Raw genomic sequence first — 16958 nt, 5'->3', positions numbered from 1 at the left:
TGATGCTAAACAGTCTCAAGGACATCACGGTTGTGGCGGTCGAACAGGCCGTTGCAGCTCCCTACGCATCGTCTCGCCTTGCTGACGCAGGCGCCCGGGTGATCAAGGTCGAAAGGCCCGAAGGGGACTTTGCCCGAAACTACGACAAGCTGGTGCGGGGGCAGAGCGCGTACTTCGTCTGGCTCAACCGGGGTAAGGAGTCGGTCTGTCTAGACCTGAGGTTGGAGGCGGATCGCGCCGTCCTCGACACGCTCATTGCCAGTGCTGATGTCTTCATCCAGAATCTAAAGCCGGGCAGCATAGAAAAACTGGGGTTCGCGTCCGCTGATCTGCGTCGACGATATCCGCGGCTGATCACCTGCGACATTTCTGGTTTCGGGGAGTCAGGGCCGTATTCCCATTTGAAGGCCTACGATCTGATCGTCCAGGCCGAAACAGGTCTATGCGCTATCACCGGCAACCAACAGGGGCCTGCGCGTGTAGGGGTCTCGGTTTGCGATATCTCGGCGGGCATGACAGCGCACAGCGCCATTCTTCAGGCACTGTACCACCGCGAGGTCACCGGCGAAGGGACCAGCATCCAGGTGTCACTGTTTGATGCCGTCGCCGACTGGATGAACGTGCCGGTTTTGCAAAATGATTACAGCGGCTACCAGACGGTACGCGCAGGCGTGAAACACCCGTCGCTCGCGCCGTATGGTGCCTATCGCTGTGCCGACGGCAAAGAGGTCATCTTTTCGGTTCAGAATGACCGCGAATGGGTGAATTTCTGCGAGAAATTCCTGAAGCAGTCCGGGCTCACACGCGCACCTGGTTTTGCTGACAATATGGAGCGCCTCGCTCATCGTGCGCAACTTGATGAGATCATTGAACAGCGGTTTTTTGAACTATCCTGCCACGATGCGATGCAGGAGCTCGAGGCGGCCGGCCTGGCATATGGCCGACTGAACGAAGTGGTGGATGTTTCAAAGCATCCACACATTCGCAGGGTGCAGGTTGGAACACCCGATGGAGCCGTCGAGACGATAGCGCCGGCGGCGATTTTCAACTCGGAGCTCCCCTCGCTTCGCCCAGTCCCGGCTCTTGGCTCTCATACCGAGGCTGTCCGCGAGGAGGTGCGGGCGCTTTTGCGCGAAAGAGCCGCGTCAGCGTGAGCGCGCGTTTCAGTAAGGTGAGACTGCTCGCGGTTTACAAAATGCCTGTGTACCTCGGATCATTTCAGCGCACCGGCCGCCTAGAAAGCTCACTGGCAGCGCCCGCGCTAAAATCGGCCGCAAAGGCGTCTCCATGATCAAGGACACCTTTGCGGCCGTTGAAGGCGCGATGTCTGTACCGCGCTGGAGATCCCTGCTCTTCGTTCCTGTTCACGTTCCGCGCTTTGTAGAGACGGCCCATGAGCGGGGCGCAGATGGCGTCATTCTCGACCTGGAGGATTCCGTGCCCCAGGATCGGAAAGGAGAGTCACGGCAGCAGCTTCCTGAATGCGTGGCAGAGGTGGGCCGGAAAGGCGCATCTGTTTTGGTCCGCGTGAATCATGGTCTGCGCGCCTTGGCGGCCGATCTCGATGCAGCCGTGATGGCGGGTGTTGACGCACTGGTTCTTCCGAAGACGGATTCGGCAGAGTGGGTTATAGAGATCGCGAATGCGGTTTCGGAACTAGAACGTGAAAGAAATCTTCCGCAGGGAGGCATCCGGTTCCTTGCCCAGATTGAGACCCCGGGCGCCTTGCAAAGGCTTGCGGCCATTGCGTCGGCGCATCCAAGGATGGTCGCAATGGCGCTTGGCCCTGAAGACTTCAGCGCCGCTGTTGGCGGCGCCCCAGGATTCGACCTTCTTTTGACGCCGAACCTTTCTGTTCTGTTTGCCGCCCGCGCGGCCGGCTTGCTCCCGCTGGGCTTCATAGGAAGCATCGGCGAGTTCTCGGACACGCATAAACTTCGTGAGGCCGCGGTGCGGGCGCGGCGGCTTGGCTTTGCCGGAGCTTTGGCGATCCATCCGACACAGGTGGCCATATTCAATGAGGCTTTCTCGCCAAGCGCCCAGGAGCTCGAGTGGGCCCATAAAGTTGTCGCGGCGGCAAATGATGCCGCCACGCGTGGACTGTCCGCATTCTCGTTGAATGGCAAAATGATAGATCCGCCAGTGGTGCGGCGCGCCCACGAGATCCTGATTCTTGTGGGCAACAACTGACTGGCCTGTTATCAGCGGCTGAACAGGAGCGAATGGCACTACACCGCGCCGGGCAAGCCGATGCAAAATGGCTACGCGATTCCCTCAACGGCCGAATGCGAGACGAGCTGTTGAACGATGGCCTGTTCTTCGGCCTCGACCACGCCCGCAGTGCCACTGCCGAATGGAGGCAGGACCTAAATCCTGTTCATAACACTCATCTGTCTATGTCATTTGAGTGAATAGGTTTTGCTGATCTGGATGCGATCCCATGGGGTATTTTGGGTTTTGCCGCGCGCGATGAACGATGCGCTGAGCCGCCGGTTCGTCAAGCGTTGATCGGCTGAAGACCCATGGACCGTCCGGCAGAGGATGAACGCCTTCGATCGACGCGAGTCCACCGAAGGCGATGCAACGCGGCTCGCCATTGTCAAGCAGACCACGCCAGCAGGAATAGCGCGGAATGTTGTGCTTGGTTCCCGTGTAGCGGACCGTCAGCTCGCGGCCGCAGCGCCGGCAGCGGACAAGGTCGGCGAGCAGAGCGTCGCCATGCTTGGGCGCCCCGTGATGCCGGCTCGTGGGCACGTGGTCGCTCACCATCTTGCGGATCGCTTCCGCCTTTCCCAGCCGACGTAGCCTTCGTGTGCACCCGGAATCAGCGCCAGCATCTCGCGCCTTACGGCGGCTGCGCGAGCGAATGGCGGCATCTGCGCGGTCTGCGCGTCGTGCGGGTTGGAGAAGATCGAACTGATATGTCGTAGGCTGGCGCGGTATGGACCTCTCCCCGGTTCGCTTCGTGAGGACCCGATGCTGCGCCCGAATCCTCCAATTGCGATGGGGTGTGGGAATTGGCCGTCGGGTCCTGCAGCAGTGTCACCAAGACGCCAAGCGTTCTGGGATCGATATGTGGGGCAGGGCAATGCGCCACGCGGTGCAGACCGCGATCAAACATCCAGGCCGGAACTTCCAGCCACCGATCGGAGGCGTGGCGGGAGAGACTGCAGCGGAAAACCTCCCGGTCGGCGTTCTCGATCACCTCATGAACGTGAACACAACGCCCGGCCCAAGGATGCCACGGATAAAGAAACTTGCGTTCCTCGGTCCTGTGGGTGTTCTTTCCTGGTGTTGTTCAACACCGTGAGGCCGCATTCCTCGCTCGCTATTTGACCCCGGCGGTCTTCGCCGGAACCCTCGCCGCAACCGGCTCCGACGCTGCACTCAATGAAGGCTTCGCGCCTCCGCCCGTTGCTCAAACCGCGCCATAACAGAAACGGCCGAGGCTAATCGCCACTGGTTGAAAGTTCAGTGGCAGGTCAGAGGGTCTGGCTCGACGGCCTTAGCTTCAGGCTATCCGGCCAATCCCGGCGATCACCCAGCGACACGATGACTGACCAGTGCTCAGCGCCACCGCCGGAGCTGCAAAAAGAGTTGCGTATGATTGAGCGTTCGACCACGTTGCTGTCGATCTTGATATGGCCTCGTCCAGGATGCGCGAGAGGCGCTTCCCAGCGCGAGAGCGTGTAGGGGATCGCCGCTGTGAGCTTGGTCTTCTGACTGATTTGGCCGAGCTTCTCTAGCCGCCCTGGGTCCAGTGCCGTGATGGTTGAGCACTTTTTGCCTGCGTGCAGCAAGGCCTCGTTGGCCTCGGCTACGGATGTCATCCTCGATCTTTTAGAGTTCGCGGATCCTTCTTAGCGCCTCGATCGGGCGCGGCATGGCAGAAGGCGAGCGTGAAGCCGCTTTTCGTCGGCCAGCAAGCGATGGCCCGCTATAGCCGTCGACCTGCAAGTTCCGGTAGAGAGCCTGCGAGATGAGCGATCGCACGCTGGGCCTTTTCGGTCCGGCGCATAGACATAAGACGCCCGGCGGTCCGCTCCCTCCCTAATCAGTCATCGCGGGCATAAATCCAGAGTAGGCCTGTCTTCGTCTTGCCGACCCCGGAACGAGCACCGGCGCGGTCGTCGCACGTCGGCGAAGAGTTTTGGCGAGGACTTCGGTTTTGCTAAAGCAACCGTTCATGGACCAGACGTAGGTGCCAGTCCGGCGCGGCCGACTACCGGCGCTGCCAGCAGCCTGGGCAAGCGAACCAAATTGTAGCCCGCCAAGTTATGCCGCGCCCGCGGTGGCACATCCTCGCAGCTTGACCTTGGCCATGCCGTCTGAGGTCTTGACTGACCGAACCCTCCTCTGACCCCTTAGGGCAGTGCTGACTGAGATCATAGCCCGGATGGCGCTTCGTGCGGTCATCGATCGCTATACGCGAGGCTTGTTGCTTTCTGCTCAAATGGGCGTTGAAGGCAACGCGCGGCGTGATCTTGCTCTTTGCAGGTCCTTGACTGGCGCGTCCTAGGCTTCGCCAGCGCCAGTCGATGCGCCGTCGCGGCGTCTGCGGTCCAACATAGCGAGAGCGGCATCACGCTCGCCTGTGCCAGGCCTGGGTATGAAACTTTCCAGTCAAGCCGGATTGGCCAGCACCTGGGTGCATAACCAACCTGTTGTCGCGGCTTCATTAGCATGAGGTGCCCGGAAACGAAGATACGTATGGACCCCGCCCCGCTTTCCAATTGAGCCTAGGGGCTGCTGATTCCTTCTTCGCCAAGGGTCGTGAACGGCGTGATCGACCAATGGATTAGGTTGATGGGACGATGAGTGTCGCCTCGGTCGAGCAATGGTGGATGAAACTGCGATGACATGTCCGATAGGATCTCTGTAATCGCCCTGCCTGACGCCCTGCCTTCAGGTTTTCGACATAAAATTTCACCTCGGTCACACCTGATCTTAATGTCGCCAGCGATCTAATCCAGTGTGCCAGGAATGAGGTACCGTACGGCCGCACTGCGAGAATGCCTTCTTCGCAAATCCCAGTCCTCGCCGTGACTGCTAGGTGCAATACTGCAAGCCAGCTGAACCAATTGAGGATCTGTCCCCTCATCGAGGCGCGGATTGACTTGGATGACGACGGGTCCAGGCTTCGTCCACGGAGTTCAATGTTCGTTGGCCCAGCTGAGGCCGTGAGCTTGCAAGCAATTCTGTGACACGTTGACGATACGATCATGCTCGTCATTAGTCAGCAGGGTTGGTTGGACAATTCACCTCTCGGAAGAGGAAATGGGGTGGCCGGCCGAAGTCCGCCAGCGGCAATAGCAATGACCTCCTTTCCCATCTTGTTAGCGCCGCTGGTTGCAATGGCGCTTGGTACTGAAGACTTCAGTGCAGCTGTTGGCGGTGCCCCAGAACTCGACCTGCTTTTGACGCCGAACCTTTCCGTTCTGTTCCCCATGCGGCAGTCTCGGCTCGATAGGAAGCATCGGCGATTCTTAGACAATGATAACTTCGTGGGGCCGCAGGCGATCCATTTAAACATCGATGGGGCTTTTCACCAAGCGCACAAGAACTCGAGGGACCCGTCGTGTCCTCGCGGCGAAAAAGATGCGACGGCGCAAGGCAAAGGCGCGTTCACATTGGACGGGAAGATGGTCGATCTACCGGTTATTCGAAGGGTCCGAGAAATCATCTCCATGGATCAGGGCGCCGAGTTGGCCGGTTGAAGCCTCGGCGGGTTGGGTCCATTCTGGACACATAGGTTACGGTTTTGGTCAAACCACACTGAGATGACACGACAGTTAGGCGTCATGTCGCTCTGCAATTATTGCTGTCGCGCCATCACATTTCGAGATAGATTACATCATTGCAGTCCGCCCTCGGAAGAGTACCCGTGGAAATCAGGCAGTTAAGATACTTTGTTGGCGTGGTCGAAGCAGGCAGTTTCACGAAGGCCGCTGGCTTTCTGAATGTCGCCCAGAGTGCGCTGAGTCTGCATGTGCGCCAATTGGAGGAAGGCTTCGGCACTCAGCTGCTGATACGCGACAGGACCGGCGTGAGCGTGACGGCGTCAGGAGCCAAACTCCTGGAGCGGGCGCGGGCGATTCTCAAAGAAATTCGAATTACCGAGGTGGAATTGACCAACACAGCCGCTTCCCCCGCCGGGGAGGTGACTATTGGCATTCCGTCTGGAGCTGCTCGCGTCCTGAGCGGTCCGCTGCTTGAGACGGTAAGACACGAACTGCCCAAGGTGTCCCTCAAGATGGTCGAGGGTATGACGGGACCGCTAGAGGAATGGATGGCGGCTGGACGCTTCAATCTGGCGGTTCTGTACCGCACTGCGGACAGTGTGGGGCGAATGACTGTGCTAGCGCGCGAAGACCTTTGTCTGGTGGTTCCGTCCGGCGAGCCACCGTTTGAAGATGCGATATCTCTGGCCGACCTGCATGCATTCCCCCTGGCGGTTCCCATGCGCAACAACAATGTCAGGCGTTCGGTGGCTGATGTCGTCGCACAACACGGTTGCGCGATGGACGTCAAGTTTGAAGTGGACTCGCTCTCAACGATCATCAACATGGTCGTAGAGGGAAAAGCGCATTCTATTCTCGCCCCGTCTGCCGTTCAGAAAGAAGCCTCTCAAGGGCTGGTCCGGACGGTCAAGATAGTCGATCCGGTAATTACCCGCTCCGTGGTGCTTGCTGTAAATCCCAAAGATGAGCGTTCTGCGGCCGTTTCTGCGGTCCGCAAGCTCATTCCGAAGGTCGCCAGAGAATTGATTGAGAGCCGGGGCTGGGTAGCATCGGCTCCTGACGCGACCTGAGAACCATCGATCTGTAAACAACGGCATGACTTCCTTCCTGTCGGAACAGATCGATCTGGATTCCAGATGGATTTAGGCACTAATCGATATTTGACCCGCTGCGACCATCGCGATGAAACTGGCTCAAGCGAGCTCAGCGGCTTCGAAAATTGAAACGGCGCTCGCATGGCCAGAATCACAAGTGGAGCCCGCGATGTCCCACGCCAGGAGCTACGAGCTCTTCATTAATGGCAAATGGCGAGCCGGTGGTAGCCGAGCCACTTTGCCGGTGATCAACCCGGCGACGGAGAAGGTATTTGCCTCAGTGGCCTCGGCTACGGTTCCAGACTTGGATGAAGCTCTTGCTTCGGCAGAACGCAGCCGCAAGGCGTGGTCCTCACGCCCCGCCAAAGAGCGTGGCGAGATCCTCGTCTCTGCCGCCAGCAATCTGGCTGAGAAAGCTGGCGCCGCAGCCAGGGACCTGTCGTCCGAACAGGGAAAGACGATTGCCGAAGCAACAGGAGAGTACGCGCGCGCAGTCGAAACGCTGGAATGGAATGGCCGGCATGCCGATGAGTTGTCGACCCCGATTCCGTTGGGTCCGAACAGGATGATCGTCCCGGAGGCCCTCGGTGTCGTCGCTGCCTTTACGCCGTGGAACTATCCAGCCGTTCTCATCGCCCGCAAGCTCGCCCCCGCGCTGGCGGCAGGCTGCCCGGTGATCCTCAAAGGGGCCGAAGAGACGCCAAGCGTGGCTGTCCATGTCGTGGAATCTTTGCGTCAAGCAGGGATACCGGAAGGCGTGGTCAACCTGGTGTTCGGTGTTCCTGTGCATATATCACGGCATCTGCTCAGTTCGCCAATTGTCAAAGTCTTGACGTTCACGGGGTCGACCGCTGTTGGGAAACAGCTGGCCACACTGGCCGCGAATAATCTGCAGCGCTGCATCCTTGAGCTCGGTGGACATTCCCCGGTTATTGTGTGCGAAGATGCCGACCTGGCAACGGCGATACCGGCTATTTCGGAATACAAATTCGAGTGCGCGGGCCAGAGTTGTAATGCGCCCAGCAGGATTCTTGTCGCCCGATCCCGCTATGAGGAATTCCTGTTCCGGATGACGGAGGCGGTCCGAAAAATCAGGATCGGTCCACCGGATGACCCTGCAACGCAGATGGGTCCCATGGCAAACGCGCGGCGAATCGAGGCCATGCAACGCCTGACCAAAGATGCGGTAGAGGGCGGCGCCCAAATCGAGACCGGTGGCATCCCCCTTGACCGACCGGGGTTTTACTGGCCGCCAACCATCCTGACTGGCGTACCGAAGGAAGCGAGAGTGCTTCATGAAGAGCCGTTCGGACCAATTCTCACCGTGGCTCCTTTCGATACGATCGAAGAGGCGATCGATGAAGCCAACGCCACGGAGTACGGTCTGGCCGCCTACTTGTTTACTGGCGCGGCCGATACGCAACAGAGGCTTGTGGGCGGTCTTTCTGCGGGCGCTGTTAGTGTGAATTACCTGAAAGGGGTTTCCGCTGATGCCCCTTATGGAGGAGTCAAACAAAGCGGCTATGGATATGAAGGCGGCGAGCAGGGGGTGCGAAGCTTCCAGATTCTGAAAATGGTCAATGGCCTCGGTTCATTTGGATAAAATCCGGTGGGAAACAGAACACGGACCATGGCCGGTAGCGACATCACAAGGAGCGTCGCCGACGCCCTTCAGTACATCTCGTACTATCATCCTCCAGATTATATCCGGTCTCTTTCTCACGCATACACGCGAGAACAGAGCCCGTCGGCGAAGAATGCCATAGGTCAGATTCTGCTGAACTCCCGCATGGCGGCCTTTGGGCGGCGCCCGATTTGTCAGGACACCGGACTTGTGGTTGTCTTCGCAAAGGTCGGCATGGATGCCCGCATTAAGTCAACAGCCAGTTTCGCGGATCTTGTGAATGAGGGCGTACGTCAAGCCTATCTCGATCCGGACAATCCCCTTCGGGCATCGATCGTTGCGGATCCCCTCGCTAGACGGGTCAACACCCGCGACAACACACCGGCAGTTGTCCATGTCGACCTGGTGCAAGGTAACCAGATTGAGATCACCATCGCCGCGAAAGGCGGCGGGTCGGAGAACAAGGCACGTTTTACCACCCTCAATCCCACCGCCTCCGTTTCCGACTGGGTGGTCAATACCGTTTCGACCCTTGGCAGCGGGTGGTGTCCACCTGGACTGATCTCTGTCGGCATCGGTGGTAGCGCTGAAAAGGCGATGCTGCTGGCCAAGGAGGCCATGAACGAGCCCATAGATATGGCGGAACTGATCGCAAGGGGGGCGTCAAGCGCAGAAGAGGGGCTGCGGATTGAGCTTTATGAGCGGATCAACGCGCTTGGTATCGGCGCCCAAGGCCTTGGTGGTCTGACGACAGTCGTTGACGTCAAGGTTGCGACCTATCCTACTCATGCAGCGTCCAAGCCTGTGGCGCTCATCCCGCAATGCGCCGCCAACCGGCACCTGAAGTTTACTTTGGACGGCTCTGGACCCATCAGCCTCCAGCCGCCCGATTTGCGCGAATGGCCCGACATCGGAGCCGACGAATTGAACCCAGCCGGCGTCCGGCGGGTCAATTTAGATACGCTTACGAAGGAAGAGACGGCATCGTGGCGCTGCGGTGAAACGCTCCTGCTTTCTGGAAAGATGCTGACGGGCCGTGACGCTGCCCACAAACGAATGGTCGAACTGATTGATGCCGGCAAGCCGCTCCCAGTCGATCTGAGGGGCCGCGTGATCTACTACGTCGGTCCCGTCCGGGCAGTGAGGAATGAAGTCGTTGGACCCGCCGGTCCAACAACCTCCAGCCGCTTGGACGATTTTACGGACAAGGTGCTCGCCGAAACCGGCCTTTTCGCGATGGTGGGCAAAGCGGAGAGGGGACCGGCGGCCATCGCGTCGATTGTAAGACACAGAACGCCATACCTTGCTGCAGTGGGTGGCGCTGCGTACCTGATTTCAAAGTCGATTAAGGCGGCGCGGATTGTCGCCTTTGAAGACCTGGGCATGGAAGCCATCTATGAATTCGATGTGCAGGACATGCCCGTCGTCATGGCTGTCGATGTTGAGGGAAACTCCATTCACAATTCCGGGCCTCTTGAGTGGCGTAAGCGTATGGCAGCCGACAGCATCGCACGCAACATCGGTGTTTGAGTCTTTCCGGTTGGGCGATTTCGGCCAGACCCGAGCGCCAAATTATCGGGCAAGCCATAAGACGAGCGGCATTTGCGGTGCCCTGCGCCTCGGCGAGCCGGCCAAGCAAGGCCTTCAATTCACCCTAATAGTTGAATGTGCGAGTGAATACTGCATTGAGTATGCCGTCCATGCGATCGAGGGTCGAATGCAGTCGCGCGTCTATCAAGTACGGCAGCGAGATTCAAGAAAATCGGTTATCTATTTATCATGGTCTCCGCCGCCGCCGACTATTCTCTCCAGCTGCACCATTGCCCCGTTGGGCGTTGGGGCGATAGCCAAATTACTTCTGCAGCTTTTCTCAGCGGATCGCTCACCCTCAGCTGATTTTCGTACCCCATTCTGGCACATCTCGGGCCTGGAACGGATGCCTTCCACTGCTACATTCGCTCGTTTCAATTGATGATAGAATTGATCGGCACACAACGCGATGTCATCGCTGAGAGCATAGGTTATGAAGTCGAAACCCGATCCCGTGCAACTCGACAGTTGGGACCTGCGGATCCTCTCCGAAATTCAGGCAGACGGTCGGATTTCAAAAAGTGAGCTTGCAAAACGAGTTCATCTTTCGGCGTCCGCCTGTTCGGAGCGGCTCCGAGCACTCAAGGCCGCGGGGATTATTGAGGGATTTTATGCGCGGCTGAGTCCTGCCCTCATCGGCGGCATGATCTTTGTGATGGTGGAGGTCGTGCTGGATCGTCATCGTCTTGAGGACCAACGACACTTCGAAACTGCTATCCAAGACATTCCGGAAATCCTGGACTGCTGGGCAATTGGGGGGCGCGTGGATTATCTGATGCGGGTCGCATCTCGTTCTATGGCCGCCTATCAGGATTTCATGGAGGGACTGCTGCAGGCAGGCTTGGGGATTGATCAATACTATAGCCTTGTCGTCACGAAACCAGTGAAGTCCAATTCACCGATACCTTTGTCCGCCCTGAGGCAACGGTAACCCAAAAGCTAAGTTTCAACGGCGTTTGGCACGGATCCCGTAGATTCGTCGGCAAAAGGCACCCATTCCGACGAAACTCAAGGGACATTTGCGGTATACTAATTGCTGGAAAAAGGTGGCCGAGCGCTATCCGCCAGTTGATCGCGAGCAAGGACGATGCGCTTGAGCAATCTGGAACCGATCTATTCCAGGAGAGGATCGAAGCAGCCATCGGACGCACTTGCCCAGCACGGTTACGGCGAGAAGCCAAACCGGATCGTGCCTGGTTGAGGAGGCGTCCATATCTAAGATGCGAAGTGCCGAAAAATGCCTCTACCGCTACTTCAAGGGGGGAACTTTCGCCCTGGATTGGCGATCAGTGGCGATTGAGCTTAGTCGCGGTCAGCGCATCCGTGTAGGGGGCGAAATCTACAGCGAGGGTTTGGCAAGCCGACGGGTAGCGGGAGTGCAAGCTGGCCCGCTCGGCCTTGGCGACCAACCCGGCCCTCGACGCCTGCGGACATTCGGAGATCGCGTTTTTACGTCCTAAGTTCGTTGCTGTTCGAGATTAGGAGATCGTCTGTCCTGTTTGACATTGCTGGTCTCCGCAGCCTTCTAAGCGAGGAGCATGGCTGTGCCGGGATCGCGTAGGTGGGTGACAAGGCCGGTCACTCCTGCCACCCGACGTGGTCTTTGAGAAGGTGGAGGTTGCGCTACCGGCTGGAGAGCATGGTGCCAGTTTTCACAAGACAAGGGTCGCTTAATCGAATGGGCGTCAAGTTCATAGATTGCGAACAGATCATGGGGGGATTTGAATAGTGCTACTGACCGAGGCAGAGCTGAAAAGAGTTGCGAATGCCAGTCGAGGACATAGAGCCGCATCGATCGTTCTAAAGGAAGAGACGGCCGCAGCTACAGCCAGATCGTCATTCGACGTTTTTCTGTCACATTCTTTCAAGGACGCAGAGATCGTTCTCGGTGTGAAGCGAATTTTCGAGGAGCTTGGGTTCACTGCTTACGTAGATTGGGTCGAAGATTCACAACTGGACCGCACAAAAGTCTCCTCGGCCACCGCCGAGTTGCTGCGGACCCGTATGAGGCAGTCAAAGACGCTAATCTATGTGCATTCAAACAATTCTCCAGGATCCAGATGGATGCCTTGGGAGCTTGGCTTTTTCGATGGGTTTCGGACCGCGGTAGCGGTTCTGCCCGTGGCAAAAAATTCTTCGGAAACATTCTCCGGGCAAGAATTTTTGGGCCTATACCCTTACATTGATGGGACAGGACCTGCATTCCTGTTTATGAACAGAGGGACCGCGCCTCGCTCAAGAATAGGCTCTGTAAGCTCGACTGCTAACCTCACGTTTGCCAAATCCTGGCTTAAAGAATTTACCGCCACAAAATAGACTGGTGTGCTTCAAAAATGAAATATCCTGGACTCTATAATAGCGCCGACGTGGCATCCAACGAGCAGCAGGCGACGTTTCTGCGCCTGATCCGGGCAGAGTACGTTCTTCTTTTTTTAGCGTCGGTGCTCTCTTTGGACTTGTCGCCATCAAAAGCCTATTTCGGTGTCTATGCTGCGGTATTTCTTTGCTCAATGGGAGTCCTCATTTTCCGGTCGGTCACAAAGCCCGAGCAGGTCTGGTATCAGGCTCGAGCTCTGGCAGAGTCGGTGAAGACATTGACTTGGCGCTTCGCGATGCGAGCACAGCCGTTCGATGACGCGCGCGCCGCTGACGCCAGAGCTGATTTTCGAAAGCTCATGGAAGGTATCCTTGATAGCAATCGTCACCTTGGTAGCGCGTTGAGCGGCACCGATTCAGCATCCCCCCAAACAACCGACCAGATGATGTCGATAAGGGACTCCCCGCTAAAAGAAAGAAAAGACCTATATCTGCAGAGACGAATCTGCGACCAACGGAAGTGGTACGAGAAGAAGGCGCGCTCGAACAAGAGGTCCGCGAAAGTCTGGATGGGCCTTGGTATTTTTGCATACGCTCTGGGATTCTCGTTCATCGTAGTACGCATCGCTGACCCCGCGATGCCAGGCTGGCCGACCGAGCCGCTAATTGTCATCGCCGCCTCCCTTATTGGGTGGACCCAGATCAAGAAATTTAACGAATTGGCATCGGCTTACACGTTGACAGCTCACGAGATCGGCTTGACTGCCGACCTTATTACGGACGCCAACTCGGATGAGGCATTCTCCGCCGCGGTGAACGAAGCCGAACTGGCTTTCTCACGGGAGCACACCCAGTGGGTTGCTCGTCAAAACAACTAAGAGACAACAATGGCATACAGCGATCCGACCTATGTAATATTTGACGGCGATGAAGACGCTTGGGCATACCGCTTTATGAAAGGGTGGAACGCCAGCGAGAATGTGAGTTTTGAATTCGCGAACGCTCACGATCTGGACAATATGACGAGCCGAGCACAGGACGAAGATTATGTTAAACGCAATCTTCGCAACAGAATGAATGGATCGAGCCAGGTACTTGTCCTGATCGGTGAGAAGACGAAAAACCTTTTTCGCTTCGTGCGCTGGGAAATGGAATTGGCTCTTGATCTAGGTCTGCCGATAATCGCAGCAAACCTTAACGGCTCGCGGCAACAAGATGTGAGCTGTCCGCCTATCATCAGGGACAAATGTGTTGTGCACGTGCCGTTCAAGATGAAGGCCATCAAGCACGCGCTAGCCAATTGGCCGAGCGAATTTCATCGGCTTTCAAACGCTCAGCGTGGCGATGGCGCCAGGAGCTATGGCGAAAGCACCTATCGCGATCTCGGCTTATAATCGCCACCTAAAAGCACTTAGCCGCCCAAACATCCTCGCCATCCGCTGGCGGCGACTAGCCTTAGCAACGTCCGCCAGCGTGTTCCGAGCTTGCCGAGCGATGATAAGAAGAGCACGACGTCCGATTTGCTGAGTTTGGCTGAAAGCTGCAGGTCATGTGCAACCTATTAGAGGAGCCCCGCTCGAAGCGTCGGATCGTCAGACAAGATCATGTCGCGCGAGGGCGCTGGTTTCGCGAGGAAAAGGAGCGGCTGTTCGATGTTTGAGGCTTGATCCAGCGTTTCGAGACTGCACGAGCGGCCAGCATTGATGGAGGCAGCTTTTCAGGCCGCGCAATTCTGTCGGCTCGCCCCCTCCTGCGAGCCGCAGCTCGGCTCGCCCTGCGCAGCAACCACGAATTTGCGATCGCAAGAAAGGCAACACGCTGACGATAGAACTTGGCGGCGCTGGTCGGCTGCGAATCAAGATGTCAATGGCAAGGAGCTCTCGCCGCGCGTCTTTGCCGGGCCGAACCTTCTGGCTATGCTCCTTCGAGAAGTCTGCCGAGCACCAGCCGCCGCACCGCCAAAGCTATCAATATGCGCGAGGGCACGACCTCAGCCTCTCAGCGCTGGCCAACCAGGTTGGAGCCTGTGCCGCGGCACGGAACCCGCTGCCTGCTGATCGAGGCGAATGTGCTTTGCCCCTGATCACCTCATTACCACCCTTGGGAAGGGCAAGACCGATCCGGACCGTCAGAATGTAAGGGATGACCGGCAGTTCGGCGGAACATGGCCGCCGGCGCTCTATCGTGCCTCGCGCGGCCGGCGGGAACAGCGTCCCGAGCGCTATTCATCCGTCAATATCGCCCGCTAATCGGGCACTATGCTGGGCGCATGCGCGTCGTAAGCTGTTCGTGTTTGCAGGACGCGCCCCCGACCCTCGGCTAAGGCGAAGGTGACGCCTTAGTTTTCACGGCAATTCGGGCCGATCCCGCGAATTTCACGGCGAATAACCTGCATTCCCGAGAAACTCAAGGGACGTTTCCGGTATGCTATTTGCTAAACAGGTGGCTGGCCGAGTGCCCTCCGCCAATTTATCGCGAGGAGAGGGACATGCGCTTGAGCAATCTGGGAACCGAGCAACTCCGGGAGAAGGATAGAAGCTTCGTCTTCCATCCTTCTACGCATCTGGCCAAGCACAGCCGAGGCGAAACGCCAAATAGGATTATGGCCGGTGCGGAAGGCGTCTATATCTGGGACACCGAAGGCCGAAGGAGCCTCGACGGTTTCGGAGGACTCTACTGCGTCAACATGGGATATGGATGCACGGAGATCGCCGAGGCCATTGCCAGGCAAGCACACGAATTGCCGTTCGCGCACGTCTATGCCAGCCAAGGTACGGAGCCGGTCGCCCTGTTGGCAGAGGCCGTGGTCGAGTATTTCGGTCAGAACATGCGAAGGGTCTATTTCGGCCTCTCCGGTTCCGATGCCAACGAAACCAACATCAAGCTGGTCTGGTACTATAATAACATTCTTGGCCGGCCCGAAAAGAAAAAGATCATCTCGCGAAATCGCGGCTATCACGGGTCTGGATTGGTCACGGGTAGCCTAACTGGCCTTCCCTTCTTTCACAATTTCTTCGACCTGCCTCTGGATTTGGTGCGCCATACAACCACGCCGCACTATTACCGCCAGGCGCGTGTCGAGGAGAGCGAGGAAGCGTTCTCCCGGCGCTGTGCCGATGAGCTTGAAGCCTTGATCCTGGCCGAAGGACCGGAAACGGTTGCAGCTTTTATCGGAGAGCCGGTACTTGGGACAGGAGGTATTGTGCCGCCCCCCAAAGGGTACTGGACGTCCATTCAAGCGGTGCTCGACAAATACGATATCCTTCTAATCGCGGATGAAGTGGTCTGTGGCTTCGCGCGAACCGGCGAGAAGTTCGGTTCCCACCTGTATAACATGCGTCCGGATTTCGTGACCATCGCAAAGGGTTTGAGTTCCGCCTACCTCCCCATCTCCGGGTCAATCATTGGCGACCGTGTCTGGTCGGTTTTGGAACAAGGAACTGAGAAGCACGGCGCACTCGGCCACGGCTGGACATATTCGGGGCACACGCTTTGTGCCGCAGCCGCGCTCGCCAATATTCGACTGCTTAAAGAAAAAAATATTCTGGAGCATGTCCGCGATGTTGGACCGTATTGGCAAGACCGGATGAAGGCCGAGCTGGCGGGACATCCCATCGTTGGTGAAGTTCGCGGAGTGGGTATCCTGTCGGCCGTAGAGATGATGCGGGACCCAAAACAAAGGATACCATTCGAACCCGACCTTCAGGTCGGGGTGCGCACTGCAGCTGCTCTGTTTGAGAATGGTGTCATCGGACGGGCCATGCCGCATGGCGACATCCTCGGTTATGCCCCCCCCCTGATCATTACCCGAAAAGAGATCGACATCATTGTCGACGCGACGGTAAAGTCGGTCGATACCACCTATCGCGCGCTGAAGGCCGAGGGTGCCGTATGATTTTGCGATCGCGAAGGAGCGAGTCCGGAGGCAGGCATGTCCCTGCGCGCTACTGCGCCGAGCAGACCCAAAACTGTTGAATTCCAGATATCTGATCTTGAGCATGCTCCGGGCTATTTCAGTCACGATTTGTAACCGAATCAGTTCTGCCGCCGCTGTCCTGTTGCCCAACGACCAGGACCTCTGTGCGGCGCGCCCTGCGGGTGTACCTCCCCGCCGGCAGGGCGCCCTTTTTGACCCACGTAATCAGTATCATTATGGCCCGTGCGGGATCGAGGGTCTGGTAAAGGTCATCTGCACGTTCCGATGCAGATTGAGCTTAGACGTGCCCTTTACATCATTGCAGCGGGCCATAATCATTGCGGTGAATTTTATCACGTCAGGTATATAGAAGGACGATACTCACACGCCACCCCGTTCACAAGGAAAGGCATTTTAATATTGTTGAGACGATTTGCCTATCAAAGAAAAGAAAGCATCGCAACACTTCTTTGCGGATCACGGCGCCCCGGGTGGGGGATGAGCGGCTATCCGAATTGTTATGCTAATGCCGACCCAAATTCCTGCAAAAGCTGGGGTCAATGATGGCTTTTGGTCAGCGCAGGATGATTTCTCCTGATTTGGTCGGTGCAGGGGCGGTCATGATTTAATGCATGGAGATTCTCTGATTGAGCTGTTGAGATCATGAGGCGTCTGCC

At 57.4% G+C, this 16958-nt stretch carries 12 protein-coding genes and 3 pseudogenes; 13 read left to right on the top strand and 2 right to left on the bottom strand.

From position 1 onward, the window contains the following. Nucleotides 1-2 precede the first annotated feature (2 nt). From EN949_RS01015 to EN949_RS01005, 3 genes and pseudogenes are all read left to right on the top strand, one after another. Nucleotides 3-1154 (top strand): CaiB/BaiF CoA-transferase family protein, encoded by a 1152-nt coding sequence (locus EN949_RS01015; RefSeq protein ID WP_063169312.1) that lies wholly within the window; start codon nt 3-5, stop codon nt 1152-1154. A 133-nt stretch (nt 1155-1287) separates the two neighbouring features. After that, nucleotides 1288-2190 carry a CoA ester lyase gene (locus tag EN949_RS01010; RefSeq protein WP_210326668.1) on the top strand — a complete coding sequence of 301 codons (903 nt, stop codon included), beginning with the start codon at nt 1288-1290 and terminating at the stop codon, nt 2188-2190. Nucleotides 2191-2214: 24 nt separating this feature from the next. Further along, a pseudogene (locus EN949_RS01005) lies at nt 2215-2339 on the top strand (integrase core domain-containing protein); the annotation flags it as partial. Nucleotides 2340-2394: 55 nt separating this feature from the next. Here EN949_RS01005 and EN949_RS36345 read toward each other — a convergent pair. Next, nucleotides 2395-2769, bottom strand: coding sequence for a zinc ribbon domain-containing protein (locus EN949_RS36345; protein ID WP_063169311.1), 375 nt, complete (start codon nt 2767-2769; stop codon nt 2395-2397). Between the two features lie 528 nt (nt 2770-3297). On the opposite strand from EN949_RS36345, the pseudogene EN949_RS36340 reads away from it, so the two are divergent. Beyond that, nucleotides 3298-3434: pseudogene (locus EN949_RS36340) on the top strand (IS3 family transposase); the annotation flags it as partial. Between the two features lie 48 nt (nt 3435-3482). Here the strand turns inward: EN949_RS36340 and EN949_RS00995 are convergent. Then, complete coding sequence (locus EN949_RS00995; RefSeq protein WP_063169310.1) at nt 3483-3830, bottom strand: transposase; 348 nt, start codon at nt 3828-3830, stop codon at nt 3483-3485. Between the two features lie 1485 nt (nt 3831-5315). Here EN949_RS00995 and EN949_RS00990 point away from each other — a divergent pair. The 9 genes and pseudogenes from EN949_RS00990 to EN949_RS00950 all read left to right on the top strand — a co-directional run bounded on the left by EN949_RS00990 (nt 5316) and on the right by EN949_RS00950 (nt 16260). Next, nucleotides 5316-5717, top strand: a complete 402-nt coding sequence (locus EN949_RS00990) for a hypothetical protein (protein WP_063169309.1) — start codon at nt 5316-5318, stop codon at nt 5715-5717. Nucleotides 5718-5884: 167 nt separating this feature from the next. Beyond that, entirely contained in the window at nt 5885-6811 is a 927-nt protein-coding gene (locus tag EN949_RS00985) for a LysR family transcriptional regulator (protein ID WP_063169308.1), read from the top strand. 193 nt (nt 6812-7004) lie between these two features. Next, complete coding sequence (locus tag EN949_RS00980; RefSeq protein WP_063170369.1) at nt 7005-8438, top strand: NAD-dependent succinate-semialdehyde dehydrogenase; 1434 nt, start codon at nt 7005-7007, stop codon at nt 8436-8438. A gap of 27 nt (nt 8439-8465) precedes the next feature. Further along, the gene (locus EN949_RS00975; protein ID WP_063169307.1) at nt 8466-9989 is read left to right on the top strand and encodes a fumarate hydratase; all 1524 of its coding nucleotides are present in this window, start codon (nt 8466-8468) and stop codon (nt 9987-9989) included. 493 nt (nt 9990-10482) lie between these two features. After that, nucleotides 10483-10980, top strand: a complete 498-nt coding sequence (locus tag EN949_RS00970) for an Lrp/AsnC family transcriptional regulator (RefSeq protein ID WP_063169306.1) — start codon at nt 10483-10485, stop codon at nt 10978-10980. A gap of 1402 nt (nt 10981-12382) precedes the next feature. Further along, the gene (locus EN949_RS00960; RefSeq protein WP_063169305.1) at nt 12383-13243 is read left to right on the top strand and encodes a DUF4231 domain-containing protein; all 861 of its coding nucleotides are present in this window, start codon (nt 12383-12385) and stop codon (nt 13241-13243) included. A gap of 9 nt (nt 13244-13252) precedes the next feature. Further along, complete coding sequence (locus tag EN949_RS00955; protein WP_063169304.1) at nt 13253-13759, top strand: TIR domain-containing protein; 507 nt, start codon at nt 13253-13255, stop codon at nt 13757-13759. Between the two features lie 483 nt (nt 13760-14242). Continuing rightward, nucleotides 14243-14663: pseudogene (locus EN949_RS36335) on the top strand (transposase); the annotation flags it as partial. A 190-nt stretch (nt 14664-14853) separates the two neighbouring features. Next, nucleotides 14854-16260 carry an aminotransferase gene (locus EN949_RS00950; RefSeq protein ID WP_063169303.1) on the top strand — a complete coding sequence of 469 codons (1407 nt, stop codon included), beginning with the start codon at nt 14854-14856 and terminating at the stop codon, nt 16258-16260. Nucleotides 16261-16958 lie beyond the last annotated feature (698 nt).

Source organism: Mesorhizobium sp. M7A.F.Ca.US.007.01.2.1 (genome assembly GCF_003998165.1).
GTDB classification, from domain to species: domain Bacteria; phylum Pseudomonadota; class Alphaproteobacteria; order Rhizobiales; family Rhizobiaceae; genus Mesorhizobium; species Mesorhizobium ciceri.
Note: the sequence above shows the minus strand (reverse complement) of the source record. Positions and strands in the feature narration are given on the sequence as shown.

Bases quoted from the DNA above. Each gene is read 5' to 3' on its own strand.
- EN949_RS01015 (WP_063169312.1), top strand. From the start codon at position 3: ATGCTAAACAGTCTCAAGGACATCACGGTTGTGGCGGTCGAACAGGCC.
- EN949_RS01010 (WP_210326668.1), top strand. From the start codon at position 1,288: ATGATCAAGGACACCTTTGCGGCCGTTGAAGGCGCGATGTCTGTACCG.
- EN949_RS36345 (WP_063169311.1), bottom strand. From the start codon at position 2,769: ATGGTGAGCGACCACGTGCCCACGAGCCGGCATCACGGGGCGCCCAAG.
- EN949_RS00995 (WP_063169310.1), bottom strand. From the start codon at position 3,830: ATGACATCCGTAGCCGAGGCCAACGAGGCCTTGCTGCACGCAGGCAAA.
- EN949_RS00990 (WP_063169309.1), top strand. From the start codon at position 5,316: ATGACCTCCTTTCCCATCTTGTTAGCGCCGCTGGTTGCAATGGCGCTT.
- EN949_RS00980 (WP_063170369.1), top strand. From the start codon at position 7,005: ATGTCCCACGCCAGGAGCTACGAGCTCTTCATTAATGGCAAATGGCGA.
- EN949_RS00975 (WP_063169307.1), top strand. From the start codon at position 8,466: ATGGCCGGTAGCGACATCACAAGGAGCGTCGCCGACGCCCTTCAGTAC.
- EN949_RS00970 (WP_063169306.1), top strand. From the start codon at position 10,483: ATGAAGTCGAAACCCGATCCCGTGCAACTCGACAGTTGGGACCTGCGG.
- EN949_RS00960 (WP_063169305.1), top strand. From the start codon at position 12,383: ATGAAATATCCTGGACTCTATAATAGCGCCGACGTGGCATCCAACGAG.
- EN949_RS00955 (WP_063169304.1), top strand. From the start codon at position 13,253: ATGGCATACAGCGATCCGACCTATGTAATATTTGACGGCGATGAAGAC.
- EN949_RS00950 (WP_063169303.1), top strand. From the start codon at position 14,854: ATGCGCTTGAGCAATCTGGGAACCGAGCAACTCCGGGAGAAGGATAGA.